This window comes from Xanthomonas sp. AC360 (assembly GCF_979258225.1).
In genome coordinates, this window is record NZ_OZ409846.1 from 4,205,628 (window position 1) to 4,231,255 (window position 25,628).

General features: G+C 64.6%; 23 protein-coding genes and 1 other RNA gene. 11 read left to right on the forward strand and 13 right to left on the reverse strand.

The annotated features are described in order from the left end of the window. Nucleotides 1-20: 20 nt before the first annotated feature. From yidD to eutC, 6 genes are all read left to right on the forward strand, one after another. Nucleotides 21-320 (forward strand): membrane protein insertion efficiency factor YidD, encoded by a 300-nt coding sequence (gene yidD / locus ACZZ0O_RS18015; protein WP_323522676.1) that lies wholly within the window; start codon nucleotides 21-23, stop codon nucleotides 318-320. Beyond that, nucleotides 317-1,666, forward strand: a complete 1,350-nt coding sequence (locus tag ACZZ0O_RS18020; RefSeq protein ID WP_115513159.1) for a dihydroorotase — start codon at nucleotides 317-319, stop codon at nucleotides 1,664-1,666. Before yidD ends, ACZZ0O_RS18020 begins: the two co-directional genes overlap by 4 nt. Next, entirely contained in the window at nucleotides 1,666-2,505 is an 840-nt protein-coding gene (locus tag ACZZ0O_RS18025) for a M23 family metallopeptidase (RefSeq protein WP_463591436.1), read from the forward strand. Before ACZZ0O_RS18020 ends, ACZZ0O_RS18025 begins: the two co-directional genes overlap by 1 nt. Nucleotides 2,506-3,505: 1,000 nt before the next feature. Beyond that, nucleotides 3,506-4,870, forward strand: a complete 1,365-nt coding sequence (eat, locus tag ACZZ0O_RS18030) for an ethanolamine permease (protein ID WP_463591437.1) — start codon at nucleotides 3,506-3,508, stop codon at nucleotides 4,868-4,870. Continuing rightward, a complete protein-coding gene (locus ACZZ0O_RS18035) occupies nucleotides 4,867-6,279 on the forward strand; it encodes an ethanolamine ammonia-lyase subunit EutB (RefSeq protein WP_463591438.1) in 1,413 nt (470 codons plus the stop codon). Before eat ends, ACZZ0O_RS18035 begins: the two co-directional genes overlap by 4 nt. After that, on the forward strand, nucleotides 6,276-7,097 hold the full coding sequence (gene eutC / locus ACZZ0O_RS18040) for an ethanolamine ammonia-lyase subunit EutC (RefSeq protein WP_463591439.1): 822 nt from the start codon (nucleotides 6,276-6,278) through the stop codon (nucleotides 7,095-7,097). The genes ACZZ0O_RS18035 and eutC overlap by 4 nt, the downstream gene beginning before the upstream one ends. A gap of 146 nt (nucleotides 7,098-7,243) precedes the next feature. On the opposite strand, the gene ACZZ0O_RS18045 is transcribed toward eutC, so the two are convergent. The 3 genes from ACZZ0O_RS18045 to ACZZ0O_RS18055 all read right to left on the reverse strand — a co-directional run bounded on the left by ACZZ0O_RS18045 (nucleotide 7,244) and on the right by ACZZ0O_RS18055 (nucleotide 9,309). After that, the gene (locus ACZZ0O_RS18045) at nucleotides 7,244-8,023 is read right to left on the reverse strand and encodes a nuclear transport factor 2 family protein (RefSeq protein ID WP_463591440.1); all 780 of its coding nucleotides are present in this window, start codon (nucleotides 8,021-8,023) and stop codon (nucleotides 7,244-7,246) included. Between the two features lie 222 nt (nucleotides 8,024-8,245). After that, complete coding sequence (locus tag ACZZ0O_RS18050; RefSeq protein WP_463592487.1) at nucleotides 8,246-8,536, reverse strand: hypothetical protein; 291 nt, start codon at nucleotides 8,534-8,536, stop codon at nucleotides 8,246-8,248. A 269-nt stretch (nucleotides 8,537-8,805) separates the two neighbouring features. Next, entirely contained in the window at nucleotides 8,806-9,309 is a 504-nt protein-coding gene (locus tag ACZZ0O_RS18055) for a pyridoxamine 5'-phosphate oxidase family protein (protein ID WP_193552451.1), read from the reverse strand. Between the two features lie 190 nt (nucleotides 9,310-9,499). On the opposite strand from ACZZ0O_RS18055, the gene ACZZ0O_RS18060 reads away from it, so the two are divergent. From ACZZ0O_RS18060 to ACZZ0O_RS18070, 3 genes are all read left to right on the forward strand, one after another. Further along, a non-coding RNA gene (locus ACZZ0O_RS18060) (sX9 sRNA) lies at nucleotides 9,500-9,573 on the forward strand. 265 nt (nucleotides 9,574-9,838) lie between these two features. Further along, nucleotides 9,839-11,020: a putative acyl-CoA thioester hydrolase gene (locus ACZZ0O_RS18065; RefSeq protein ID WP_115562232.1), complete on the forward strand. Its 1,182-nt coding sequence runs from the start codon at nucleotides 9,839-9,841 to the stop codon at nucleotides 11,018-11,020. Between the two features lie 388 nt (nucleotides 11,021-11,408). Next, a complete protein-coding gene (locus tag ACZZ0O_RS18070; RefSeq protein ID WP_463591441.1) occupies nucleotides 11,409-13,079 on the forward strand; it encodes a glycoside hydrolase family 28 protein in 1,671 nt (556 codons plus the stop codon). A 176-nt stretch (nucleotides 13,080-13,255) separates the two neighbouring features. Here the strand turns inward: ACZZ0O_RS18070 and ACZZ0O_RS18075 are convergent, their stop codons facing one another. From ACZZ0O_RS18075 to efp, 6 genes are all read right to left on the reverse strand, one after another. Continuing rightward, nucleotides 13,256-13,945 (reverse strand): phytoene/squalene synthase family protein, encoded by a 690-nt coding sequence (locus ACZZ0O_RS18075; RefSeq protein WP_463591442.1) that lies wholly within the window; start codon nucleotides 13,943-13,945, stop codon nucleotides 13,256-13,258. Nucleotides 13,946-13,973: 28 nt separating this feature from the next. Beyond that, entirely contained in the window at nucleotides 13,974-14,639 is a 666-nt protein-coding gene (locus tag ACZZ0O_RS18080; RefSeq protein ID WP_115527920.1) for a phosphoglycolate phosphatase, read from the reverse strand. A gap of 112 nt (nucleotides 14,640-14,751) precedes the next feature. Further along, entirely contained in the window at nucleotides 14,752-15,471 is a 720-nt protein-coding gene (gene ubiG / locus ACZZ0O_RS18085; RefSeq protein WP_055852321.1) for a bifunctional 2-polyprenyl-6-hydroxyphenol methylase/3-demethylubiquinol 3-O-methyltransferase UbiG, read from the reverse strand. Between the two features lie 29 nt (nucleotides 15,472-15,500). Continuing rightward, nucleotides 15,501-16,838 (reverse strand): TRZ/ATZ family hydrolase, encoded by a 1,338-nt coding sequence (locus tag ACZZ0O_RS18090; protein ID WP_463591443.1) that lies wholly within the window; start codon nucleotides 16,836-16,838, stop codon nucleotides 15,501-15,503. An 18-nt stretch (nucleotides 16,839-16,856) separates the two neighbouring features. Beyond that, complete coding sequence (locus ACZZ0O_RS18095) at nucleotides 16,857-17,579, reverse strand: PA3715 family protein (RefSeq protein ID WP_463591444.1); 723 nt, start codon at nucleotides 17,577-17,579, stop codon at nucleotides 16,857-16,859. Between the two features lie 131 nt (nucleotides 17,580-17,710). Further along, on the reverse strand, nucleotides 17,711-18,277 hold the full coding sequence (gene efp, locus ACZZ0O_RS18100; protein ID WP_055851998.1) for an elongation factor P: 567 nt from the start codon (nucleotides 18,275-18,277) through the stop codon (nucleotides 17,711-17,713). A gap of 101 nt (nucleotides 18,278-18,378) precedes the next feature. Here efp and epmB point away from each other — a divergent pair, with 101 nt between their 5' ends. Then, the gene (gene epmB, locus ACZZ0O_RS18105; RefSeq protein WP_463591445.1) at nucleotides 18,379-19,407 is read left to right on the forward strand and encodes an EF-P beta-lysylation protein EpmB; all 1,029 of its coding nucleotides are present in this window, start codon (nucleotides 18,379-18,381) and stop codon (nucleotides 19,405-19,407) included. A gap of 243 nt (nucleotides 19,408-19,650) precedes the next feature. On the opposite strand, the gene ACZZ0O_RS18110 is transcribed toward epmB, so the two are convergent. From ACZZ0O_RS18110 to ACZZ0O_RS18120, 3 genes are read right to left on the reverse strand one after another with little or no spacing between them, the layout of a single operon-like run. Next, nucleotides 19,651-21,768 carry a putative bifunctional diguanylate cyclase/phosphodiesterase gene (locus ACZZ0O_RS18110; RefSeq protein ID WP_055851992.1) on the reverse strand — a complete coding sequence of 706 codons (2,118 nt, stop codon included), beginning with the start codon at nucleotides 21,766-21,768 and terminating at the stop codon, nucleotides 19,651-19,653. After that, nucleotides 21,765-22,694, reverse strand: a complete 930-nt coding sequence (locus ACZZ0O_RS18115; RefSeq protein WP_161964689.1) for a phosphate/phosphite/phosphonate ABC transporter substrate-binding protein — start codon at nucleotides 22,692-22,694, stop codon at nucleotides 21,765-21,767. The genes ACZZ0O_RS18110 and ACZZ0O_RS18115 overlap by 4 nt, the downstream gene beginning before the upstream one ends. Nucleotides 22,695-22,745: 51 nt before the next feature. Next, on the reverse strand, nucleotides 22,746-23,510 hold the full coding sequence (locus ACZZ0O_RS18120; protein WP_115559012.1) for an RNA methyltransferase: 765 nt from the start codon (nucleotides 23,508-23,510) through the stop codon (nucleotides 22,746-22,748). A 116-nt stretch (nucleotides 23,511-23,626) separates the two neighbouring features. Here ACZZ0O_RS18120 and ACZZ0O_RS18125 point away from each other — a divergent pair, with 116 nt between their 5' ends. Next, nucleotides 23,627-24,460: an inositol monophosphatase family protein gene (locus ACZZ0O_RS18125; RefSeq protein ID WP_005994417.1), complete on the forward strand. Its 834-nt coding sequence runs from the start codon at nucleotides 23,627-23,629 to the stop codon at nucleotides 24,458-24,460. A gap of 531 nt (nucleotides 24,461-24,991) precedes the next feature. Here the strand turns inward: ACZZ0O_RS18125 and ACZZ0O_RS18130 are convergent. Beyond that, nucleotides 24,992-25,603 carry a superoxide dismutase gene (locus ACZZ0O_RS18130; RefSeq protein WP_323522665.1) on the reverse strand — a complete coding sequence of 204 codons (612 nt, stop codon included), beginning with the start codon at nucleotides 25,601-25,603 and terminating at the stop codon, nucleotides 24,992-24,994. Nucleotides 25,604-25,628: the final 25 nt, after the last annotated feature.

Sequence of the window (25,628 nt, forward strand, 5' to 3'; positions counted from 1 at the left end):
CCCCCGGCAACCACCTATTAATGCAAGTGGCATATGATTGGCAAGTGATCGGACGCCTGCTCATCGCGCTGTTGCGCTTCTACAAGCTGTTCATCAGCCCGCTGCTCGGGCCGCGCTGCCGTTTTGCGCCCAGTTGCTCGGAGTATGCGATGACCGCCATCGGCCGCTTCGGCCCGCTACGCGGGAGCTGGCTGGCTGCGCGCCGGCTCGGCCGCTGTCATCCCTTCCATCCGGGCGGCTTCGATCCGGTGCCCGACGCATCCGCGTCCACCGCCCCTTCCCCCTCTTCTTCCTGCAGTTGCAAAGGACCTCATCCATGAGCCGAACCGTCATCATCAACGCCCGCCTGGTCAACGAAGGCAAGGAGTTCGACGCCGATCTCCTGATCGAGGGCGGTCGCATCGCCAAGATCGACAGCAAGATCACGCCCGCCGCCGGCGACACCGTGGTGGACGCGGCCGGGCGCTGGGTGCTGCCGGGCATGATCGACGACCAGGTGCACTTTCGCGAGCCGGGCCTGACCCACAAGGGCGACATCGCTACCGAATCCGGCGCGGCCGTGGCTGGCGGCCTGACCAGCTTTATGGACATGCCCAACACCAACCCGCCCACGCTGGACGCGGCCGCGCTGCAGTCCAAGTACGATGCTGCAGCCGGGCGCGCCTGGGCCAACTACGGCTTCTACATGGGCGCCAGCAACGACAACCTGGCCGCAATCCAGTCGCTGGACCCCAAGACCGCGCCGGGCATCAAGGTGTTCATGGGCGCCTCCACCGGCAACATGCTGGTCGACAACCCCGAGACGCTGGACGCGATCTTCCGCGACGCGCCGACGCCGATCATCACCCATTGCGAAGACACTCCGACCATCGACGCGACGATGGCGCAGTACAAGGAAAAGTACGGCGATGCGCTGACCCCGGACATGCATCCGGACATCCGCTCACGGCAGGCCTGCCTGAAGTCCTCGCAGCTGGCCGTGTCGCTGGCGCGCAAGCACAACACCCGTCTGCACGTGCTGCATATCTCCACCGCCGACGAGCTGGGGCTGTTCGAAGCCGGCCCGCTGGTGGACGCCGACGGCAAACTGCGCAAGCGCATCACTGCCGAGACCTGCATCCACTTCTTGCGCTTCGACCGCAGCGATTACGCGCGGCTGGGCAACCTGATCAAGTGCAACCCCGCGATCAAGGACGCCGACGACCGCCTGGCACTGATCGAAGCGCTGGCCGAAGACGTCATCGACGTGCTCGCCACCGACCACGCCCCGCATACCTGGGAAGAGAAGCAGAAGCCCTACGCGCAGGCGCCGTCCGGGCTGCCGCTGGTGCAGTACGCGCTGGTCGCCGCGCTGGAGCTGGTGCATGAAGGCAAGCTGCCGATCACCCGTATCGTGCAGAAGTTCGCGCACGCGCCGGCGCAGTTGTTCGATGTGGAAGAACGCGGCTTTCTGCGCGAAGGCTACTTCGCCGATCTGGTGATGATCGACAACACCCCGTTCACCGTGAAGCGCGAGCAGGTGCTGTCCAAATGCGGCTGGTCGCCGTTCGAGGGCACCACGTTCCGCTCGCGCATTGCCGCGACCTGGGTCAACGGGCAGCAGGTGTGGGACGGCGAGCAGTTGGTCGGCAGTGCCGCTGGCCAGCGCCTGACCTTCGACCGCTGATGCGCGCAGCATTGGTTGGTGCATGGCTGGCGTTGGCGCCGGCCATGCTGAGTGCGGGCGCAGTGCAGGCGCAGGCCGCAAGCGAGGCTGGCGTGGTGTTCCCGGCCAACGCCTCGCAAGGGGCGATGGTGATCGGCAAGGTGCCTGCCGGCAGCACCGTGCAATATGCGGGGCGCACCTTGCGCGTCAGTGGCTACGGCAGCGTGGTGTTCGGCATCGGCCGTGACGCGACCGGCCCGCTGCAGGTGCAAATCACCTTGCCCGATGGCACCCAGCGCAGCAGCAGCATCGCGGTGACGCCGCGCGATTGGCCAACCGAGCGCGTCAACGGCGTGCCGCCCAAGACGGTGAACCCGCCTGCGGCCATTGCCGAGCGCATCAAGCGCGAGCAAGCGCAGGTCACCGCCGCGCGTGATCGCGACGATGCACGCGCGGATTTTGCGCAGCCCTTTATCTGGCCGGTGCAGGGCCGTATCAGTGGGCGCTTTGGCAATGCGCGCGTGTACAACGGCCAGCCCGGCGCCGGTCACTCTGGCATGGACATCGCCGTGCCGACCGGCACGCCGGTGAAGGCCCCGGCTGCGGGCGTGGTCACCTTCGCTGCGCCGGATCTGTATCTGACCGGCGGCACGGTGCTGCTCGATCACGGCTTCGGCATCAGCTCAAACTTTCTGCATCTGTCGCGTATCGACGTCAAAGTGGGCGATCGCGTGGAACAGGGCCAAGTGATTGCAGCGGTGGGGGCGACGGGACGTGCGACCGGGCCGCATCTGCATTGGGGGATGAATTGGTTCGATGTACGTATCGACCCACTACTGGTGCTTGAGCGCGGGAAGTAGCTCTGCTGGCTGTTGGAACACTGGCGCGCAGCGGCGCGGTGGTCATGCTGGCAGCCAGATATCTCTGCGGCGCGGTTCGATGTGCGTATCGATCCACTAGTGGTGCTTGAGCGCGGGAAGTAATTCCAGGTGGGCGGCTTTTCCCTTCTCCCTTCGGGAGAAGGTGACGCGTAGCGCCGGATGAGGGTGCGGCGGCAGCTGGTTAACTGAGTAACCGTACCCTCACCCCAACCCCTCTCCCGAGGGGAGAGGGGCGTTCACTTGCCGGCAGCGAAGCGGGCCTCGACGAGTCCACACAAGTGTTGATTGGGCGAGGCCAGCATTTGCGCATCAGGCGCTCAACCCGCGCGCGCTCACAGCCACTCGTGGACACCTCCCTTCTCCCTCCGGGAGAAGGTGGCGCGCAGCGCCGGATGAGGGTGCGGCGGCGGCTGGTTAACTGAGTAACCGTACCCTCACCCCAACCCCTCTCCCTTGGGGAGAGGGGCTTTCACTTGCCGGCAGCGAAGCGGGCCCTCGGCGAGTCCACACAAGTGTTGATTGATCGAATGCGTGGGCTGTGGGCTGTGTCAATGCCAGCATTTGCGCATCAAGCGCTCAACCCGTGCGCGCTCACAACTACTCGCGGATATCTCCCTTCTCACTCCGGGAGAAGGTGGCGCGCAGCGCCGGATGAGGGTGCGGCGGCGGCTGGTTAACTGAGTAATCGTACCCTCACCCCAACCCCTCTCCCGAGGGGAGAGGGGCTTTCAGCGATTGCAGCCGCACAGCGGCCTGTCGGCGATTCCACCCACTTGTCGATTGATCGGATTGGAACGCCACCACGTTCCGCCACACCTACCCGCTGCGCTTGTGTCCGTCGCCGGGCTTTGGGGTATAACCGGACGAACGTCGATCATCGCCGATGACAGCGGCCGATCTGCCGGCGACGGTCAGTCCGCGCTGGCGATCACGCCCTTGCAACCGACGTGCTTCGTCTCCCCTCCCCCGACTGCAGGAGATGTGCGACATGCGCAACGAGCAACTCAAGCCCACCCTTGGCACCTGGCAGCTGTGGGGCATTGCGGTGGGCCTGGTGATCTCCGGCGAATACTTCGGTTGGAGTTACGGCTGGGGCACCGCCGGCACGCTCGGATTTCTGGTCACCACCGTGCTGGTCGCGGTGATGTACACCTGTTTCATCTTCAGTTTTACCGAGCTGACCACGGCCATTCCAAATGCAGGCGGGCCATTCGCCTACAGCCTGCGTGCGTTCGGCACCTATGGCGGGATGCTTGCGGGCCTGGCCACGTTGATCGAATTCGTGTTCGCGCCACCGGCCATCGCGATGGCGATCGGTGCGTATCTGAATGTGCAGTTCCCCACACTGGACCCGCGCATCGCCGCCATCGGTGCGTATGTGATCTTCATGAGCTTGAACATTGTCGGCGTGGCGATTGCGGCTGCCTTCGAGCTGATCGTTACCTTGCTGGCAGTGATCGAACTGTTGGTCTTCATGGGCGTGGTGGCGCCGGGTTTCAGCGTTGCGCGCTTCGCCGCCAATGGCTGGGCCGGCAGCGATGTGTTCGGCTCGGCCGCCATCTCCGGCATCTTTGCCGCGATTCCGTTTGCGATCTGGTTTTTTCTGGCGATCGAAGGCGCAGCGATGGCGGCCGAGGAGGCCAAGGACCCCAAGCGCACGATCCCGCGCGCCTACATCGCCGGCATTCTCACCTTGGTGGTGTTGGCGCTGGGCGTGATGGTGTTTGCCGGCGGCGTGGGCGACTGGCGCCAGCTATCCAACATCAACGACCCGCTACCGCAGGCGATGAAGGCCGTGGTCGGCAACAGTTCGACCTGGTTGCATATGCTGGTGTGGATCGGCTTGTTCGGGCTGGTGGCCAGCTTCCACGGCATTATCCTGGGTTACTCGCGGCAATTTTTCGCGCTGGCGCGTGCCGGCTTTTTGCCGCACGGGCTGGCCAAGTTGTCGCGCTTTCGTACGCCGCATCGCGCGATCCTGGCCGGCGGCGTGATCGGCATTGCCGCAATCTGCAGCGATAGCGTGGTGAAGATTCAGGGCATGTCGCTGACGGCGGCAATGATCACCATGTCGGTGTTCGGCGCCATCGTGATGTATGTCATGAGCATGCTCAGTTTGTTCAAGCTGCGACGCTCTGAACCTGGGCTGGAGCGCAGCTTCCGCGCACCCGGGTATCCGGTGGTGCCGGCGATTGCGCTGTTGCTCGCGTTGGTCTGTCTGGTGGCGATGGTGTGGTTCAACCCGATCGTGGCGTTGATCTTTGTCGGCCTGCTGCTGTTTGGCGCGCTGTGTTGCGTGCTGAGCCTGCGCAGCCAGACGCCCACCGTGGCCAGCGGCAGATGAGCGGCTTTGCGTTTACGGCCGGCGGTGAGCGATTCCAGTTTGCCGATCTCAAAACGTTGCTGGCCAAGGCGACGCCGGCACGTTCGGGCGATCAACTGGCCGGGCTTGCGGCCGATTCCGAGCTGCAGCGTGTCGCGGCGCAGATGGCGCTGGCAGACCTGCCGTTGCGGCATTTTCTTGATGAAGCCGTGGTGCCGTATGACACCGATGAAGTCACCAGGCTGATCGTCGACCAGCACGACGCGCATGCATTCGCCGCAGTGGCGCACCTCACCGTCGGCGGGTTTCGCGATTGGTTGCTGAGCGCGCAGGCCGATGAAGCCGCACTGGCCGCGCTGGCCCCCGGCCTGACCCCGGAAATGGTCGCCGCAGTGTCCAAGCTGATGCGGGTGCAGGACCTGATCCTGGTCGCGCAAAAGATCCGTGTGGTCACGCGCTTTCGCAATACGCTGGGATTGCGCGGGCGGCTATCCACGCGCCTGCAACCCAATCATCCCACCGACGATGCCACCGGCATTGCCGCCAGCGTGCTCGACGGATTGTTGTACGGCAATGGCGATGCGGTAATCGGCATTAATCCGGCCAGCGATAGCCTGGCAGCCACCACCACGTTGTTGCGCATGCTCGATGCGGTGATCACCGGCTACCAGATCCCCACGCAGTCGTGCGTGCTGGCGCATATCACCACCACCATCGAGGCCATCAATCGCGGCGTACCGGTGGATCTGGTGTTCCAGTCCATCGCAGGCACAGAGGCCGCGAATGCCAGCTTCGGCATCAACCTGGCGGTACTGCAGGAGGGCTACGAGGCGGGGCTGTCCTTGCGGCGCGGCAGCGTCGGCGACAACGTGATGTATTTCGAAACCGGCCAGGGCAGCGCGCTGTCGGCCAACGCACATCATGGCGTGGATCAACAGACCTGCGAAGTACGCGCCTACGCGGTGGCACGACAGTTCAAGCCGCTGCTGGTGAACACGGTAGTCGGCTTCATCGGCCCGGAGTATCTCTACGACGGCAAGCAGATCATTCGTGCGGGGCTGGAGGATCATTTCTGCGGCAAATTGCTTGGCGTGCCGATGGGCTGCGATATTTGCTACACCAACCATGCCGAAGCCGACCAGGACGATATGGATATGTTGCTGACCCTGCTCGGCACCGCCGGCATCAACTTCATCATGGGGATTCCCGGCTCGGACGATGTGATGCTGAATTACCAGACAACCTCTTTCCACGATGCGCTGTATGCGCGTCAGGCACTTGGCCTGCGTGCGGCGCCCGAATTCGAGCGATGGCTGGACCAGCAAGGCATTCTGCGGCTACACGCCGATGGCCGGTTTGAACTGGGCAGCGAGGTACCTGCAGCGTTTCGCCGTGCGCTGTCGCACTTCCCCACCGAGTCGCCGCAATGAGCAGCCCGACGACACCCCCGCACGATGCCTGGGCGCAACTGCGTCGGCTCACCCCTGCGCGCATCGCACTCGGGCGGGTCGGCACCAGTCTGCCCACTGCCGCGCACCTGGATTTCCAGCTTGCGCATGCGCAGGCACGCGATGCGGTGCATCTGGCATTCGACCCCGCACCATTGCAGGCCGCACTGGAACAACGTGGGCGCAGCAGCATTCTGTTGCACAGCGCTGCGGTGGACCGGCATGCCTATCTGCAACGCCCGGATCTGGGCCGCCGCCTGGCCGACGACGCTGCCACGCATCTGCGCGGGCTCACCGCTGTGCATGGCGGCGGGCATGATGTCGCCGTGGTGGTTGCCGACGGGCTCTCGGCGCTGGCCGTGCATCGGCACGCGGCGCACATGCTCGAACAGATCGATGCCCTGGCTGCACATGAAGCCTGGTCGCTGGCGCCGGTGGTGTTGGTTGCACAAGGGCGCGTCGCGATAGGCGACGAGGTCGGCGAGCTGCTCAAGGCACGCGTGGTGATCGTCTTGATCGGCGAGCGGCCGGGCCTGAGTTCGCCCGACAGTCTCGGCTTGTATCTCACCTACACGCCACGCGTCGGCTTGACCGATGCCGCACGCAATTGCATCTCCAATATCCGTACCGAAGGACTGAGTTACGCCGACGCCACGCACAAGCTGGCGTATCTGTTGCGCGAAGCGTTCCGCCGTAAGTTGTCCGGTGTGCAACTCAAGGACGAAGCGGAACAACCGGCGTTGCCGTCAGCGGGGCCTGCCGATGCGGTGCCGCGCACGTTCCTGTTGCCGGATGCATAACGCTCTGGCCGATGGATCGGAGATGGGTCGTCAACAAGGCGACTCATCAGCGACGAGTGCTTGCCCGCCTGCCGCCGCCTGCCAGATGCAATATGCGATCACTGCAGGCCGGTCGATGCGAGAGCGCGGCTGGCGCCTGCAATGCGCTATTTTTCGCGCAGCGCTTGCTCACTGACGACGCCGTTTTCGTAAACGGCCAACGCGGCTGGAGACCCGTTATCGTCTGTTTCGAAGTCGAAGCGGATATCGCGCTCGATCGCAAAGAAACGCGTGGTTGATTCGGGATAGAGCGTGGCCACGAAGCTGCCCGCAACCAGTTTCAGGTGGTTGCCATCGATGCTGACCACAATATTTCCGGCACGCTTCGAATGGTAACGGCCGGCATAGCGCGCCAGGGTCGCGGCCGGCAGCATTACGGTGACAGATGGAGGCACGTACGCCACGGGCGCATGCGCATAGCTGAGCACGCGATGCATGCGCCAGTGCCCGTCGTCGAGTTTCCACACGGTGGTGAAATCGGCTTGCCCGTCCAGGCGTTCTGGCTGATCGCGCTGCTGCACGTAGAAACGGTGGCGGCCCGACAAGATGGCATATCCATCCTTGAGTGGATGGAGCGCCAGGCTTTCATCGATCAGCGCGCGTCGCAGTCGCGATGTCGGATCGGCGCAAGGTCCGTTGCGCAAGGAATCGACCACGGCAGCCCGCGAGGTCGTGAGTCCGGTCTTGTCGTGATAGAACTCGATGTCTGCGGTGACCAGCTCGCCAATGCGACGCATGTCGCAGGCGTTGTACGCGTCCCAGAACAGCGTGTCGGCGTTTCGAACCTCGCGCTCGTCGTCCGCGCCAGATGCAGCTGGTGCGTCGAATGCGATCGCATCGAATGCAACAACGAGCGACAAGACAATGGCCAGACCTGCGAGTTTCATGTCGGATCCCGAGAGGATGAAGTCCGACGGTAAACGTTAGTCGAGCACCCGACGCCCCCCGGAAGTCACCATGCCGACCGGTCGCTCGCTTCGCCGAACGGTGCGCGAGGCGGTCAACAGTGCGCGATGCGGCCTGTGTGACGTAGACCCTCTCAAGCGCGTCGCATTGCAAACGCCAAGCGGCAAGCGCGGCGTTGACGCAATCATGGACCTCCAGGGGGTCTACCTAAGCGCACCATCCTGCGGATTGCTTGCAGCATACGTGCTGGTCTGCAGCTCGCTGTCATGCACATGCCGCAGCGCATTGCGCAGATCCTCTGGCAACCGATCCACATCCAATAACACCTTGCCAGAATGCACATCGCGCACCACCGACGCCGGCAGAACGAAATCGCCGCCGTTCTCGATATTGATCACCAGCTCGGCGCCATCGTTGCGGATATCGCGCACCGCGCCAACACCAACTTCGCCGTCGCGCAGGAATACCATCTGGCCGATCTCGATCTGCTGCATGTCACTCTCCTCATGAAGCACCGGCGCAAGCGCGCTGTGCCGTGGTGGTTGATCATCGCGCTGCTCGGTGTTCTGCCGTGGTGAAGCGCAGATCAGTGCGGCGCATGCAGCACGGCTGACAGGCGCACGGGCGGCCCCTACCCAAGCGTTCCACCCCGACAAGACCGTGCGAGCGAAATCCCAACGCTGTCGTCGCGTACCGATGCGCAATCGTGGGGACAAATGCGGCACGCACACGCGACTTTGAAGGCCGCGTGTGCGTGCAACCGTCAACGCAGCGGAACGTCCGCTACCTTGTCCTGGTAATCCTTCTTCGGGTCGACGCCGAACAGCACCTTGATGCCGGCGAGCAGACTGGAGCCGTTGAGCCAGATCTGCGCGTGATCGGGGTCCAGACGCAACAGCGCCAGCTTCGGATCGTCCTTGCCGCCTTCGTACCATGCTGCGACGTACGGGTTCCACAACCGCTCGATCACGGCCGGGTCGGTGTCCTCGCGCAGCGATCCGCTGATGCTGGCGAATAGATCATGGCCCTTGCTGCTGAAGGCGCCGATGACGCGACGGCCCTGCCCCAGCATTGCGATCAAGGCATTGTCCTTGGACGTGAAAAACCAGATCGGACCACCGCTGTCGCCCTCGATCTGCGCGGTCATCGGACGCGCATGGCCGTCTTCGACGCCATCCAGGCCCAGCATCACGGTGCGGTCGGACTTCAAGGCCTTCCAAAATTTTTCCTGCAGTTCTTTGGGATCTGCCATTTCGATTCCTGACATACGCGTTTTTACGCGGGCCGTTGAGTCTGGAAGGCCGCACGCCCACAGCATGTGAGGACGCACAGGCAACGCATCGGTATAAGGCAGCCGCATCGAGACAGCGGCCAAGCGCGACTGACAACACGACTAGGAGCGGCTAACAACATGACTGCGCAGCCGTCAGACGGGCGCTAGCGGCGCAAGGTACGGCAGGCAACGCGCGTGCACGCCAGTTCATTCGCGCCGCCCGCATCCACCTGACGGCTGCTGGCTATGTTGTGAGCAGCTCTAGTGATGCGCGTTGCGACCTGCAGCTGGTGTAAAGCGTGACCACAGCGCACATCCTGCACATTGCCTGGCGTCGCCGGCGCCAACAAGCGACCCCGGCAGTACCATCGCTCTGCACCGCAGGCGGCACCGACGTGAACTCCAACCCGACCACGACGCCTGCTCCATCGCAGGCAACCGCGCTCGACGACTCACGCAGCGCACGACATCTGCGGCGTCCCCACGTGTCTGTATGCGTCCCTTCCCAAAAGAGCGCCACACCATGTCCGTCTCGCACATCCGCACGACCTGCATCGCCGCTGCACTCTTGAGTCTTGTCAGCGTTGATGCGGCAGCACTCACCGGCACCGCTTCACGTCCGCAGCTCACCAGCAGCGAAGCAAGCACTTATACGATCGCCAAAGCGCTGGCCAAGGCCGGGCCGATCACTGCATTGGTCACCGACAACTGGAATCCCACTGCCGGCGTTGCCTTGCTCAGCGCGGACTATGCGGTGGCCGCGGATGGCTCCACGCGCTACCGCACCGTGCAGTCGGCAATCGATGCGGCAGTGACCGCAGGCGGCACCACGCGTCGCTACATCAGCATCAAGGCGGGCACCTATACCGAACTGGTGTGCGTGCCGACCAATGCACCGCCGTTGACCCTGTTCGGGCTGGGTGCGGCCAAGGCCGATACCATCATCCGCTTCAACAATGCCAACCCCACGCCCAAGCCCACCGGGACGGCGAGCCATGCGTGTGCCAGCAATGCCTCGGCCGCCACGGTGGGGACGTCCAACAGCGCCACGCTGACGGTACGCGCGGCCGACTTCCAGGCGCGCCATCTGCGTGTGGACAACAATTACGTCGAAGGCACCTACGCGGACAACAACCAGGCGGCTGTCGCGCTGGCAGTGCGCGGCGACAAGGCGAGCTTCGAAGATGTGCTGGTGACCGGCAACCAGGACACCTTGCTGATCAGTGCGACAAATGCAGCCAATGTCATTCGTGCGTATTTCAAGAACAGCACCATCGATGGCGATGTGGATTTCATCTTCGGCTCCGGCGTCGGCGTGTTCGACACTGCCAACATCCGCTCCACCGGCGCACGCCTGGGAAGCAGCCGAGGCGGCTATATCTTTGCACCCAGCACGCGCCCCGGCAGCGCGTACGGCTTTCTTGCCATCAACAGCACCTTCGTCAGCCTGTCCGGTTCGCCCGACAACCAGACCTATCTGGGTCGCGCCTGGGACGAAGGCATCAGCAATCTGGGCGCTTACGTCAACGGCACCTCACCCAATGGTCAGGTGACGGTGCGCAACTCCACGCTGGGCAGCCATATCCGCAAGACCACGCCCTGGAATGCCTCCACCGCAAGCCGCCCTTATTGCAGCAGCAGCTGTACCAATTCGGCAAACCGCTTTTACGAGCACGGCAATAGCGGTGCGGGCGCCGCCGACTGAGCGTTAGCCAGGACAGCTGCGCCGCTCTCCAGCAGCCTCGCAGCAAAACCTGCGTTTAGCACTGCACTCGTCGCCTGTTGGCAACCCGCGTGATGCGGCCTGCCGGCAGGCGATGTTGTTTGGCACGTCTCCGCTCCACTGATGGCGGCGCATTGCTGGATGAGGCAATGCGTTGGTTGGCTTCGGGGATGCGGTGCCGAGTTCGCCCCTCCGACGTCGGCAGCCGACACGAGGCTCCACGCTTACGGCTCCCCTAAGCGATCGACGTAGCGACATCGATACCCGCACTGCATGCACTGTGCCTCCCCCCCACGGTCATCCAGTTGTCATGCAACGTATCGATGCCGCGCGCAGATTGCACCGCCGCGCCCCATCGGAGCACTCCCCCATGCAACCTACGTTTCCCTTTCCAGCCATCGCGCCGCTCACACTCGCCTTGTTCGGCATGACGACCTTCCAGGCCGACGCGGCGCGACCGCATGGGCAGGATGTGCCAGACACCGCGCACAGCATCTCCACCCGGTGGGGCGTGGTCCAACAGCCGAGCTTGCCGACGCAGAGTTGCGCCACGCTCAAGGCCGCGCTGGTGCCGGTGGCCGGTTCGCTGGACACGCTGGATCCCGATCCGGCCCACTCCAAACGCGATACCGCACGCCTGCAGGCGGCCATCGACGATTGCCCTGCCGGCAGCGCGGTGCATCTGGTCCCCGGCGATGCCGGCGAGTCCGGCCTGCTCAGCGGGCCGCTGACCATCAAGAGTGGAGTCACGTTGTGGATCGACCGCGGCGTCACCCTATTCGGCTCGCGTAATCCGCAGGACTACGACAACGGCCTGGGCACCTGCGGCACCGCCACCAGCGACAAGGCCAAGTCGTGCAGTCCGCTGATCCACATCTCCGATGCGGCCAAGAGCGCCATCGTCGGTGCGGGCAAGATCGACGGCCGCGGCGGCAGCACGCTCACGGCCGGGCCCAATGCCGGCAAGGCCAGCTGGTGGGATCTTGCGTACCTCAACGTCACCAAAGGCTTGAGTCAGCACGTGCCGCGTCTATTGCAGATCGACAACAGCACCGACGTCACCTTGTACGACATCACCCTGGAAAACTCGCCCAATTTCCATGTCATCAGCGATAACGTGGTGGGCTTGACCGCGTGGGGCATCAAGATCCTGGCACCCAGCCTGGTCTATTCGCGCCCCGGCTACCAATGCCCGGCCGGCAGCACCCCGGACGTCAATCCGCACGCTACCTGCTTCACGCCAGAAACCGCCAAAAATACCGACGGTTTCGACCCCGGCCAGTCGAAGAATGTGCTGCTGGCGTACTCCTACATCGGCACCGGCGACGACGGCGTGGCGATCAAGGCGCATGCCAACAGCAAGCGCAGCATCGCCTCGGAAAACATGCTGTTCGCCTATAACCAGTTCTACTACACCCACGGATTCTCGCTCGGCAGCGAAACCGATTCGGGCATGCGCCATATCGCCGTGCGCGGGTTGAGCATCGACGGCTTCAACGCCAACGATGTGCAGCGCGATCCGTATTCGGCCAATGGCCTGCGCATCAAGTCCGATGCCTCACGCGGCGGGCAGGTCTACGACATCAGTTTCGAGAACATCTGCATGCGCGGGGTTGCGCGCCCGTTGGTGTTCGATGCCAATTACGCCAATGCGGCGACGCGCGACAAGATCCCGCAGTTCAACGGAATTTCGCTCAGTAACGTGCATTCGCTGGGTTCGACCACCTTGGGTGGCGGCGAACTGAGTTTCTATGGATACCGCGATGCCAGCACCACCCGGCCGATCACCATCTCGCTGGACAATGTCGTGCTGGAAGGTGGCAAGGTCAGCTTCGCGCAGCCACATTTCGGTGGGCCTGCAAGTAATCCGGGGGCGACGCACTTCACTTTCAAGGGCGGCCCGGTGAGCTTTTACGATCAACTGACGGAATCGGTGCCCAACGATGTGCAGCTGCAAGGCAAACCCGGCCCGGGCGCGCCACTGCAATGCAATGACGCCTTCATTGCCTATCACTCGGTGCTGCCGGATTCGCCGATCTGAGTCGAATGTTCTGAGCTACAGCACACCAGTCACACACTGATGCATCGCTTGCTGCGATCAACCGGTCGCAGCAAGTCATCGGCTCAAAGCCAACAATGCAACTGGCACGCATCCGGCCAGCCGGCGGCGCACCAGTGCGCTTGCACGATACGGCCATCCGGCCGACTCAGTTACGCTCAGTCAGCGCCGCTGGCCGCGCGCCAGCTATGCCACAACTGCTGCACCGGCGGTGGATAGGCCGCCTTGCCGCCCAGCTCGCGCTGCAAGCGCAACCGCGCAAGACGCGACCACACCCGATGCGGCCGTGCCAAGGCCGGCTTGCGTGGCCATGCGTGCAACAGCTGCGTGCGCCAGGCCACCGTGGTGACACCGCCAGGCGCGGCGCTATCGCCGGCGACGCGTTGCCGCGCATCCAGCCATTGCACCGACACCGCAGTGGCATCGCTTGGCACCGTGCGCGTAAACAGCACCGCTTCTACTGCGACCACTGCCTCGGCAAAGGCCCCTAACTGGTCCAGCGCTTGCTGCAGCGATGCCGGCTGTGCGCGTGCGACCTGCATGGTCGGCAAGGTCTCGGCCAACTGCGCCCACGGCGCGCGCACCGGCTCCAGCACGCGTCCCAACGGATGCCGCGAGCGTTGACTGGACCAATCGCGCAACTCCTGCTGCCACCACGCCAGCTTGGCGTCGGCCGGCAACGGATCGCCGGGGATATTCATGATGTCCTCCCATTCCTGCAGCAAGGCGAACCAGGCCGCGGTCAGGTGGCGCTGCGCTGCAGGAACGAACGGCTCGGCAACCGACCACTCCGGCCAGCGGGTTCGCCACTTGTCGAGAAAACTGTCGAGAGCGCTGGATTGGCTCATGGCGGGTCCAGAAATAAGTTCAAAAGAATCAGGTCTGCGGCCACGTGGCCGGATTCCACAGCAGCTGCGGCTGGTCCACCAGCACATCGGCCTGCCAGCGCGCCGGCACATCGTCATGCAGGCGATAGCCCCACAACACCGCCACCGACGGCATGTTGGCAGCGCGTGCCGCGAGAATGTCGCGCTCGTCGTCGCCGACGTAGACGCACTGCGCAGGCGCAACGCCGATGCGTTCGGCGGCGGTCAGCAACGGCAGCGGATGCGGCTTGCGCTCGGGCAAGGTATCGCCTCCGATCAACACGGCACAGCGCTGTTGCCAACCCAGTTGCGGCAGGATCAAGCGCGCGAGAGATTCGGGCTTGTTGGTGACCACGCCCCAGATGCAGCCGGCCGCTTCCAGCCGCGACAGCAGCGCTTCGACACCATCGAACAGCTGCGACTGGGTCCCGATCAAGCCTTCGTAGCGACGCAGGAACTCCGGCACCAGGTCGGCGCGCGCAGCGTCATCAAGCTCGGCAAAGGCCACACCCACCATCGCACGCGCACCTTTCGACACCACCGGCCGCAGCTGCTCCAACGCAATCGGCGCACGCTCGCGCTCAGCCAGCATTGCATTGACCGTGGCCAGCATATCCGGCGCACTGTCCAGCAAGGTGCCATCCAGATCGAACAACGCCGCACGCGGAAAACTCACGCGCCCACCACGAGTGGCCAACGACAAGCAGCCCGGCAGGAATCGAAAGACATCAAGATCGCAGCCAGCCGCGGTTGCGAATACCGAATCCCGACTCCCCAATTCCCGCCCGTCACGGCCTCACCGCATACGCCAGATAATTGACCTCGGTGCGCGAGGACAGCCGCGCACGATTGCGCCACGGCTCGTACAGCATGCCGCTGACGTCTTGCAGCTGCAGTTCGGCGCTGCGCAACCACGCCGCAAGTTCCGATGGCTTGATGAAGTCCTTGTAGTGGTGCGTGCCCTTGGGCAGCAGCCGAGCGATGTATTCGGCGCCGACCACCGCCAGCGCGAATGCGGCCGGCGTGCGGTTGAGCGTGGACAGGAACAGCTTGCCGCCCGGCTTGAGCAGGCTGGCGCAGGCGCGGATGATCGCGGTCGGGTCCGGCACGTGTTCGAGCATTTCCATGCAGGTCACCGCATCGAAACTGCCCGGCTGCTCGGCTGCCAGGTCTTCCACCGACTGCACGCGGTAATCCACCTGCACGCCCGATTCCAGGCTGTGCAGCCGGGCGACTTTCACCAGCTCCGGTGCCAGATCGATTGCGGTGACCTGCGCGCCCAGGCGCGCCATCGACTCGCTGAGCAAGCCGCCACCGCAGCCGACATCCAGCACCCGTGCGCCAGCCAGTTCCTGACGTGCGGACACGTAGGCAAGGCGCACCGGGTTGAGCGCATGCAGCGGCTTCTGCGGGCCGTCGGCGTCCCACCAGCGGTTGGCCAGCGCGGCGAATTTATCCAGCTCGGACTGATGAAAATTGCTGGAGGTGGATTGAGTCGTGGGATTCATGCGGAACTCCGGGATGCGATAACGCGCGATCAGGCGCGGACGGTGCGGATGCGTTCGCGCCATTGCCGCGCATTGGCGACCAGGGCAGCGGTATCCATGTCGATCAGCTCGCGCTGCACCAGCTTGGGCTTGCCGGCGATCCACACATCGGTGACCTGATGACGGCCGGCGGCGTAGATCAATTGCGACAGCACATGATGTAGCGGCTGGGTCTCCAGCGCAGACAGATCCACGCAGACCAGATCGGCCTGTTTGCCGATTTCGATCGACCCAATCTTGTCGCCGAAGCCCAACGCACGCGCGCCGCCCAACGTGGCCGCGCGCAAGGTGGTGGCCGCATCCAGCGCGGTGGCATCGTTGGCCACGGCCTTGGCCAGGATCGCGGCAGTACGGTTTTCGCTGAACATATCCAGATCGTTGTTGCTGGCGCAGCCGTCGGTGCCGATGGCCAGATTCACCCCAGCGCGTTGCAGCGCGCATGCCGGGCAGAAGCCCGAGGCTAGCTTGAGGTTGGACTCGGGGCAATGCACCACGCTGACGCCGCGTTCGGCGCACAGATGGATTTCTGCATCGGTGAGCTGGGTCATGTGCACAGCGATCAGGCGGTCGTTGACCAGGCCCAGCCGATCCAGCCGCGCCAGCGGGCGCTGGCCGTATTGTTTGACCGAATCGGCCACTTCCTGCGCGGTTTCATGCGTGTGCAGATGCACCGGCATGTCCAGCTGATCTGCGAGCATGCGCACGCGTTCGAAGTTGGCGTCATTCACCGTATACGGCGCATGCGGTGCGAACGCGGTGCCGATCAACGGATCGTCGCGCCATTGGTCGTGCAGCTCACCGGCCCGCGCGAAGTATTGGTCGTCCGACGATGCCCACGCGGTGGGGAAATCGATGATCACCGCACCCACCAGCGCACGGAAACCGTGTTGCTTGTAGACCGCCGCCTGCACATCGGCAAAGAAGTAGTTTTCGTTGACGCAGGTGGTACCGCCGCGCAGCATCTCGGCGATGGCGAGCGTGGTGCCGTCGGCCACGAACTCAGGCCCGATCACCGCCGCTTCCACCGGCCAGATGTGCTGCTGCAGCCACACCATCAGCGGCAGATCGTCGGCAATACCGCGCAGCAGGGTCATCGGGTTATGCGTATGCGCATTGACCAGACCCGGCATCAACGCCGCCTCCGGGCGCGAGACGGTCTGCTTCGGCGCAAAGCGCGTGCGTGCTTCGGCAGTCGGCAGGATCGCCACGATGACGCCATTGCTGACCGCCACCGCGTGGTCTTCGAGCACCACCGCATGCGGTTCGATCGGCACCACGTAACCAGCTTCGATCAACAGGTCGCACGCTTCGGGAGGGGCATTGGTCATGAGCGTATCCATAAAGGGTTAGTTGTCGAACGGCCAGCTGCGATCGCCACCAGCAGCAGGCACGTAGCGTTTGCCGTCGTAGCGCAGCACCTGGCGTGCACGACGGGTGCGTTCGGTATCGGTGTCGCTACCAGCGGTGCTCTCCGTAGTAGCGACGTTGGCTGTCAGCACGATGTCCGCATAGCCGGCATGTGCCTGCGGCGCCATGCTCAGGCTCAGATTGGCGACTTCGGTGATGACATCGCTCCTGCCCATCGTGCACGGCTCGCCTTCCACACGTTGCCAGGCATAGAGATCGCGTTGCAGCACCGGGCGCAAGTTGCGCCCCTCGCGTACCAGCAAGGTCAATGCCTGATTGGTGTAAAAATCCGGGCAGCTGGGCCCACGCGCAGCGCTATGCACCACCACGCCGATCGCGCGCACGCCCTTGGCCAGGTCATAGCGCGCAGTATCCAGGCGCAAGCTGTCGGCAGCGAGTTCGAAGGCCGCGTCCTCGCCCATTTCCTGCGCATAAAACGCCAGCACCTTGCCGCTGGCGGCATCGAGCATCGCCACGCGCAACTCAAGGTCGCGCTCGCCAGGCACGGTCTGAGCGTCGCCAGCAAACGCGATTGCTGCCAGCCGGATGGCTGGATCGTTCGGCCACGGCTTGCAGGTCTGGGCCACTGCACGCTCAACCGGCACCGTGGCGGCAGCGCCGCCCACGACACCGGAGGTTGCAATGGCCGCAACGGCGGCCACGTCACCGGCGTCGCAAGTCGCGGCGGCCGATTGCGCAAAGGCCGGGCACGCTACGAGCGCAGCCCACAGCCCCACCAGGACACCGGCACTGCGTACCGCTCGAACAGACAGGCGTCGCGGGCGCATCCGGCTTACTTGACGCGCGCCGAGTATTCGCCCGAACGGGTGTCTACCTTGATGATTTCGTCCTGATTGACGAACAACGGCACGCGCACCACCGCACCGGTTTCCAGCGTGGCCGGCTTGCCGCCGCCGCCCGAGGTATCGCCGCGCACGCCCGGGTCGGTCTCGGTGATCTTCAGCTCGACGAAGTTCGGCGGCTGCACCCAGATCGGCGCGGAATTCCACAACGTCACGATGCAATCTTCTTCGCCCTTGAGCCACTTTTCGGCGCCGCCCATGCCGGCCTTGTCGGTCTGCACCTGCTCGAAGGTTTCCGGGTCCATGAAGTGCCAGTACTCGCCATCGCTGTACAGGTAACGCATGTCGGTATCGACCACGTCGGCCACTTCCAGGTCATCGGTCGCCTTCATGGTCATTTCGACCACGCGGCCGGACCTGATGAAGCGGTACTTCATGCGGGTGAAGGCCTGGCCCTTGCCCGGCTTGACGTATTCGGTCTCGGTGATGACCGCCGGCTCATTGTTGACCAGGATCTTCATGCCGTTCTTGACGTCGTTCATGCCAACAGTGGCCATGGTGCAGCTCCTCGATAAGACCACGACCCGCCACACGGTGGCCGGTCGGATTAGAATGGGGCGCCCGCCGCAACCGGCGGGCATTGGTTTTGTGACCGCACATGATAACCGCAGCCCCCGTCGCCTTACAGCCATCCCCGCCCTCCACCCTGCAGCCGCCGCGCTGGCAGCAGCAGTGGCGCGATGCCGTGCGCGACCCACGCGCATTGCTGGAACTGCTGGGCCTGGACGCGCAAGCGGCTGGCATCAGTGCAGACGCGGCCGCGCAGTTTCCGCTGCGCGTCCCGCAGGCCTTCGTGGCGCGGATGCGGCACGGCGACCTCGACGACCCGCTGCTACGGCAGGTGCTGCCGCTGGATGCAGAAATGCAGCCGGTGCCGGGCTTCGGTCTGGATGCGGTGGGCGATGCCGCCGCCAAGACGGCCGCCGGGGTGATCCAGAAATACCGCGGCCGCGCCCTGCTGATCGCCACCGGCAGTTGCGCGGTGCACTGCCGTTACTGCTTCCGTCGCCACTTCCCATACGCAGAAGAAACCGCCGCGCGCGATGGCTGGCGTGAGGCGGTGGAGGCGATCGCTGCCGACCCGGATATCGACGAAGTACTGCTATCCGGCGGCGACTCGCTGTCGCTGGCCACGCCCAAACTGGTTGAACTCACCGACGCCCTGGCCGCCATCCCACACCTCAAGCGGCTGCGCATCCACAGCCGCCTGCCGGTGGTGTTGCCCGCACGCGTGGACGCGCCCCTGCTGGCCTGGCTGCGCAGCCTGCCGTGGCCGGTGGCATTTGTGATCCACGCCAACCATGCCAACGAATTCGATGCCGACGTGGACAGCGCCATGCACGCGTTGCGCGATGCCGGTGTGCAACTGCTCAATCAGGCGGTGCTGCTGCGTGGCGTCAACGACAGCGTGGACGCGCTGGCCGCGTTGAGCGAACGCAGCTTTGCCGCCGGCGTGCTGCCTTACTACTTGCATCAGCTCGATCGCGTAGCGGGCGTGGCGCATTTCGAAGTGGACGACGCCCGCGCACGCGCCCTGCATGCGGAACTGGCCACGCGCCTATCCGGCTATCTAGTCCCGCGCCTGGTACGCGAAATCCCAGGCGATACCGGCAAACGGCCGCTGTAATCAACCAACTCAAGCAGTACATCGTAGGAGCGCACCCGGGCGCGACGAAGCCTTACCGGTAACGCCCCATCGCGCCCAGGTGCGCTCCTACGGCGCTATCGGGTAACGCGGAAATGAGCGAAGTCCCAGGCGATGGCCGTTGTAATCGCCCAGACCCAAGCACTCCTTGTGGTAGGAGCGCACCCGGGCGCGACGAAGCCTCACCGGTAACGCCAATCACGCCCAGGTGCCCTCCTACGGTGCTTAGCCCGCCGCGATCAGCTTGACCATGTCGGCCGGGCTCAAGGGCCTGCTGAACCAGTAGCCCTGCCCCAGATCGCAGCCGCGCTCGCGCAACAGGTTGAACTGCGCCTCTTGCTCGATGCCTTCGGCCACTACCGTGATTCCCAACGAGTGGGCCATGTTGATGATGGCCGTGGTCAGGGCCAGATCGTCCGGGTCGCGCTGCAGGTCGGCGATGAAACTCTTGTCGATCTTGACCCCATCCACCGGCACCTGGCGTAGATGGCTCAACCCGGAGAAACCGGTGCCAAAGTCGTCCAGCCACACCTTCACACCGGTGCGGTGCAGCTGATCGAGCAGGCTGGCGGCCATCATCTCGTCGCCGATCACCGCCGTCTCGGTCAGTTCCAGATGCAGGCGCGCGGCCGGCAACCCGGACTCGGCCAGGCACTCGGCCACGGTGTCGATCAGATCGCCGCTGCGCAACTGCCGCGGCGACACGTTGACCGAAATAAACAGGCCCTCGCCCACTTCCGGCCATTGCGCCGCTTCCAGGCAGGCCGCACGCAGCACCTTGGGGCCGATCATCTCGATCAACCCGCTCTGCTCGGCAATGTCGATAAAGGTGGAGGGCGCAATCGTGCCCAGCGCCGGGTGCTGCCAGCGCAGCAGCACCTCCACGCCTACCAGCAGGCGGTCGCTGGTGCGGTAGATCGGCTGATAGACCAGCCGCAACTCGTCGCGCTCCCAGGCACCGCGCAGCTCGTGCTCCATATGCACGCGTCGCTCCACCGCATGGTCGGCCGCGCGGCTGTAGAAGCGGTGGCAGTTTTTGCCGGCGACCTTGGCCTGGTACATCGCGATGTCGCCGTTCTTCAGCAGCGCGGTGGCATCGTTGGCATCGTCGGGGAACAGCGTGATGCCGATCGAGGTGCCCAGGAAGACTTCTCGGCCCTGCACATTCAACGGGCGGCTCAATTCATGCACCAGGCGGTCCGCCAGCTGTGCAGCGAGCAGGGTGACATCACCGCTTTGCAGCAGGATCACGAACTCGTCGCCACCGAAGCGCGCCAGGATCGCATCGTCGCCACCCAGCGCAGAAACCGCGCGACTGATCCGGCTGGCGAACTGCAACAAGGCCTCGTCGCCCGCCTCATGACCAAGCGTATCGTTGACGCGCTTGAAGTCGTCGATATCGGCAAACAGCAGCGCCAGCTTGCTGTTGCTGCTGCGCGCGGTGTTGAGCAGGTAGTCCAGACCTTCGCGAAAACCCAGGCGGTTGGTCAGCCCGGTCAGCGCATCGGTGTAGGCCATATGACGCACTTCGCGGTCGTGCCGTGCAATGCTTTCGCTCATGCGGCCGAATGCGGAAATCAGCTCGCCAATCTCGTCGTTACGCGGATGCGGCGGCAATTGCACGGCGTAGTCGCCGCGCTCGATCTGCCGCGCCGCCGCCGCCAACAGCCGCACCGGCGCCACCAGCGTGCGTTGCACATAGATCGCCAGCAGCACGCCCAGCGCCACCAACGCGGCCAGCAGCACCAGCAACCAGCCCAGATCGCGCTTGCCGATCGCATTGAGGTTCTGAACCAGGGTCAGATTGGCGCCCGACTCGATCTTGCGCACCCGCTCGCGCGACATGCCCACGCGCACCCCGCCGATGCGCTGATCGCCGATCTTGATCGGCACCGTCACGTCCAGCACCTCGGGCGAGGATTGCAGCAGCATCGCCTGCGCGGTCACCGCCTTGGCCGCGAGCGGGTCGTCCATGCGCTGACCGTAGCGCTGCAGATTGGGCGTGCCGTCGTGCACCAGCAGGCCACGCCGATCGAACACCAGCACATACGTCACCACCTGCTGGCGCGAGGCATTGCGCACCAGCGCGCCTACCGCCCCCAGGTCGGAGTAATACAGCGGATTGGCCAAGCCGGAGGCAAGTTCGGTCGCCAGCGTCTCGCCGCGGGTGCGCAGGCTGCGATCGAACAGCTCGTGCAGGATCTGTGCGCTGAGCCCGCGCACCTCGCGCTGCATCGCACTCTGGCGTTGCAGCAGCGACGCCAGGATCGCGCCGACCAACAGCAAGGTCAGCGCCATGACCAACAGGAACCGTGCCTGCAACCCGAAGCGCACCTGGCTCATTCGATTTCATCCCTGACGTGCCGCAAGCCGGCGCTCAACGCATCCAGACGCCTGCGACTGCTGCCATCCAGCGGGTGAAACGCGGTGGTGCCGAAAAAGCGCTTGAGCGCCGGTCCGGCCAGCGGGTCGGATGCTGCCTGCAGCAACACCACGCGCAGGCGACGCTCCACTGCCGGGTCCATGCCGGAGCGCACCATTTCCACCGCACGCGGCACCGGCGCGCTGCGGTACACGATGCGGAAATCGCGTTTGAACACCGGCGGCAGATGCCGCTCGTCGTCCCAATCGAGATTACTGAAGGCCCCGGCATCGATCAGGCGCTTGTGCACGAACGCAGCGACATTCAATTTCGAGCCGACCATCAGATAGCCCACCGAGCCCGGCACCTGAGGGTCGTCGGGCGACAGCAGCACGTCGCAGGCGATGCCGTTGCGCATCAGTTCCAGCATCGGCACCAGATAACCGCTGGTGGAGGACGCAGTCTGCAATGCCAGGCTATGCCCGCGCAGTTGTGTGAGCGACTGGATCGGGCTGTCGCGGCGCACGAAGAAAACCGTGTGGAACTCGCGCACGCCGCCACGTTCGGTCATCAGCAACGGGTGCGCGCCGCCGCGCCGCTCCAGCAACATCGCCGCACCGGTGGTCTCGCTGACCCAGTCGACCCGGCCACGCCGCAAATAGCTGGACATCTGGCGCGCATCCGGCGCCATCAGGATCTCGCCACGACGAATACCCACCTCGCGCATGCGCGGCACCACATAGTCCAGCAGTGGCTTGAGTTGATCGTAATGCGTGGCGGGGTCATCGCTGATCCGCCCAAGCACCAATACCGAGGAGGGCGCTGCCGCAGCCGTCGCGGCCAAGCCTGCCCCGGCCACCAGCCAGCAGGCAATCAGACACCATTGTAGACCGCGCAAAACGGACACTCCCCTAGAGCCGCGGACAGCCTAGCCGAATCTGTGAAGATGTGACAGACGTCAGTTTCCGGCACGCTTGGCCAGCATCGCCATGCGCTGCGCATCGGACAGGATGCCGCGGATCAGCCGCACCTCCTGCTCGGTCATTTCCGCGCGCAACAACAGCCGTCGCAACTTGCGCATCGCCGACTCCGGCGCGCGCCCCTTGTGGAAGTCGATCTCGTCCAGGGTTTCGCCAAACTGGCCGAACATGCCTTCCAGCTGCGCATGGCTGGCCGGCCCGTCGCGCAGGCCGGCGGCGGCGGCCGGTGCTGGCTCGGCCTCGCCAGCTGCCAGCTGTGCCAGCCGTACTTCGTAGGCGAGCACCTGCACCGCCGCCGCCAGATTGAGTGAACTGAACTGCGGGTCGGATGGGATATGCACCGCCGCGTGGCAGAGCTGCAATTCGTCGTTGGTCAGGCCGGTGCGCTCGCGGCCGAACACGAACGCCACTTCGGCCGGTTCGCTCGCCTTGGCCAAGGCCCGCTGCGCACCTTCGTCCGGCAGCAACTCTTCCAAGGCCACCCGACGCGCCCGCGCCGTGCAGCCGATCACCAGCGTGCAGTCGGCTACCGCCTCGCCCAGCGTGGCGAACAGCGGCGCATCGCCCAACACGTCCTCGGCGCCGGCCGAGCGCCGATACGCGTCTTCATCTAGTGCGCGTTCGGGCGCCACCAGTACCAGCCGCGAGATACCCATGGTCTTCATCGCACGCGCGGCGGCGCCGATGTTGCCTGGATGCTGGGTACCGACAAGAACAAAACGGATGCGCTGGCTGACGGACATGAACGGAGATTGGGGAGCTATTCGGTCGTAGATGGTAAACTGCGCGGCCGGCTTTGGTGCCGGACCGCTCTTTTACCTTCGCCATTTTCGATTCTGCCTTCACGGGAGCTTTAACCATGCAGAAACCCGCCGTCACCGTCATGGTCAAAGCCGCCCGCCTCGCCGGCAATGTGCTGTTGCGTGGTATCAACAAGCTGGATGCACTCAACGTGGTGCAGAAGGGCCGCATGGACTACGCCAGCGAAGTCGATGCCGATGCCGAAAAAGTCATCATCAAGGAACTCAAGCGCGGTTACCCCGAGTACGCGGTGTTCGGTGAAGAAGGCGGCGTGCAGGGCGGCAAGAGTGGCCGCTACACCTGGGTCATCGACCCGCTGGACGGCACCAGCAACTACCTGCGCGGGTTTCCGCATTACTGCGTGTCGATCGCGCTGGTGGAAAACGGCGAACCGACCGACGCGGTGATCTTCGACCCGCTGCGCAACGAGCTGTTCACGGCCAGCCGCGGCGCCGGCGCGGTGCTCAACGACCGCCGCATCCGCATTGCAGAGCGCAAGGATCTGGAAGGCGCAATGATCCACACCGGCTTCCCGCCGCGCGAGCGCGCACGGATCAGTGCGCAGCTGAAGTGCGTCGATGCGGTGCTGGTGCAGGCCGAGGACGTGCGCCGCACAGGCTCGGCCGCGCTGGATCTGGCCTACGTGGCCTGCGGACGCGCCGATGCCTACTTTGAAGCCGGCGTCAAAGCCTGGGACATCGCCGCCGGCGTGCTGCTGGTGCGCGAAGCCGGTGGCCGCGTCTGCGACTACAAGGGCGCCACCCCGCCGCGCATGGACAATATGGGCCCGGAAACCCAGCAGATCGTGGCCGGCAACATCAAGATCAGCGACGCGCTGCAGAAGGTCATCGTCAACACCGGCTACGCGCGCGAGTTCGACGCCAAGTTCTGATGGGTGCGCCGGCAATCGTAGGAGCGCAGCCGGGCGCGACGGAGCTTTCCACCAGAAAGCCCCTCGCGCCCAGGTGCGCTCCTACATGACAGACCGCAGCAAACACAGAAGGCCGGGATCGCTCCCGGCCTTCTTGCGTTACAGCGGCAACACCGACTACCCAGGAAAGTTCGACGCCAAGCTCTGATTGCCGCTCCAGCAATCGCAGGAGCGCACCCGGGCGCGACCGAAGCTTCCCACCAGAAAGCCCTCGCGCCCAGGTGCGCTCCTACATGACAGACCGCAGTAAACACAGAAGGCCGGGATCGCTCCCGGCCTTCTTGCGTTACAGCGGCAACACCGACTACCCAGGAAAGTTCGACGCCAAGCTCTGATTGCCGCTCCCGCAATCGTAGGAGCGCACCCGGGCGCGACCGAGCTTTCCACCAGAAAGCCCCTCGCGCCCAGGTGCGCTCCTACATGACAGACCGCAGCAAAGACAGAAGGCCGGGATCGCTCCCGGCCTTCTTCGTTACAGCGTCAGCTTAAGACTCAGGCGATCGCAGCGTGGTAGCGGCGCTCGACTTCGTCCCAGTTGACCGCGTTATAGAACGCGCCGATGTATTCCGGGCGGCGATTCTGATACTTCAGGTAGTACGCGTGTTCCCACACGTCCAGGCCCAGAATCGGCGTGTTGCCTTCGAACAGCGGGCTGTCCTGGTTGGCGGTGCTTTCCACCACCAGCTTCTTGTCCGGGGTCACGCTCAGCCATGCCCAGCCCGAGCCGAAGCGGCTGACGGCAGCCTTGGTGAAGGCTTCCTTGAACTTCTCGAAACCACCGATGTCCTTGTCGATCGCCTTGGCGACCTCGCCCTTGGGCTCGCCGCCGCCGTTGGGCGACAACACGGTCCAGAACAGCGAATGGTTGGCGTGGCCACCACCGTTGTTGCGCACCGGGCCCTGCAGGTTTTCCGGCAGGCTCTTCAGCTTGGACACCAACTCGTCGATCGGCAGGTCGGCGTACTCGGTCCCTTCCAGCGCCGCGTTGACGTTGTTGATGTAGGTCTGGTGATGCTTGCTGTGATGGATTTCCATCGTCTGCGCATCGATGTTCGGTTCCAGCGCGTCGTAGGCGTAGGGCAACTGCGGAAGGGTGTAGGCCATGCGTGTCTCCTGGACTTGCCGCCCG

Coding starts and splice junctions, on each gene's coding strand:
- yidD (WP_323522676.1), top strand. CDS start 21: ATGCAAGTGGCATATGATTGGCAAGTGATCGGACGCCTGCTCATCGCG.
- ACZZ0O_RS18020 (WP_115513159.1), top strand. CDS start 317: ATGAGCCGAACCGTCATCATCAACGCCCGCCTGGTCAACGAAGGCAAG.
- ACZZ0O_RS18025 (WP_463591436.1), top strand. CDS start 1,666: ATGCGCGCAGCATTGGTTGGTGCATGGCTGGCGTTGGCGCCGGCCATG.
- eat (WP_463591437.1), top strand. CDS start 3,506: ATGTGCGACATGCGCAACGAGCAACTCAAGCCCACCCTTGGCACCTGG.
- ACZZ0O_RS18035 (WP_463591438.1), top strand. CDS start 4,867: ATGAGCGGCTTTGCGTTTACGGCCGGCGGTGAGCGATTCCAGTTTGCC.
- eutC (WP_463591439.1), top strand. CDS start 6,276: ATGAGCAGCCCGACGACACCCCCGCACGATGCCTGGGCGCAACTGCGT.
- ACZZ0O_RS18045 (WP_463591440.1), bottom strand. CDS start 8,023: ATGAAACTCGCAGGTCTGGCCATTGTCTTGTCGCTCGTTGTTGCATTC.
- ACZZ0O_RS18050 (WP_463592487.1), bottom strand. CDS start 8,536: ATGCAGCAGATCGAGATCGGCCAGATGGTATTCCTGCGCGACGGCGAA.
- ACZZ0O_RS18055 (WP_193552451.1), bottom strand. CDS start 9,309: ATGTCAGGAATCGAAATGGCAGATCCCAAAGAACTGCAGGAAAAATTT.
- ACZZ0O_RS18065 (WP_115562232.1), top strand. CDS start 9,839: ATGTCCGTCTCGCACATCCGCACGACCTGCATCGCCGCTGCACTCTTG.
- ACZZ0O_RS18070 (WP_463591441.1), top strand. CDS start 11,409: ATGCAACCTACGTTTCCCTTTCCAGCCATCGCGCCGCTCACACTCGCC.
- ACZZ0O_RS18075 (WP_463591442.1), bottom strand. CDS start 13,945: ATGAGCCAATCCAGCGCTCTCGACAGTTTTCTCGACAAGTGGCGAACC.
- ubiG (WP_055852321.1), bottom strand. CDS start 15,471: ATGAATCCCACGACTCAATCCACCTCCAGCAATTTTCATCAGTCCGAG.
- ACZZ0O_RS18090 (WP_463591443.1), bottom strand. CDS start 16,838: ATGACCAATGCCCCTCCCGAAGCGTGCGACCTGTTGATCGAAGCTGGT.
- efp (WP_055851998.1), bottom strand. CDS start 18,277: ATGGCCACTGTTGGCATGAACGACGTCAAGAACGGCATGAAGATCCTG.
- epmB (WP_463591445.1), top strand. CDS start 18,379: ATGATAACCGCAGCCCCCGTCGCCTTACAGCCATCCCCGCCCTCCACC.
- ACZZ0O_RS18110 (WP_055851992.1), bottom strand. CDS start 21,768: ATGAGCCAGGTGCGCTTCGGGTTGCAGGCACGGTTCCTGTTGGTCATG.
- ACZZ0O_RS18120 (WP_115559012.1), bottom strand. CDS start 23,510: ATGTCCGTCAGCCAGCGCATCCGTTTTGTTCTTGTCGGTACCCAGCAT.
- ACZZ0O_RS18125 (WP_005994417.1), top strand. CDS start 23,627: ATGCAGAAACCCGCCGTCACCGTCATGGTCAAAGCCGCCCGCCTCGCC.
- ACZZ0O_RS18130 (WP_323522665.1), bottom strand. CDS start 25,603: ATGGCCTACACCCTTCCGCAGTTGCCCTACGCCTACGACGCGCTGGAA.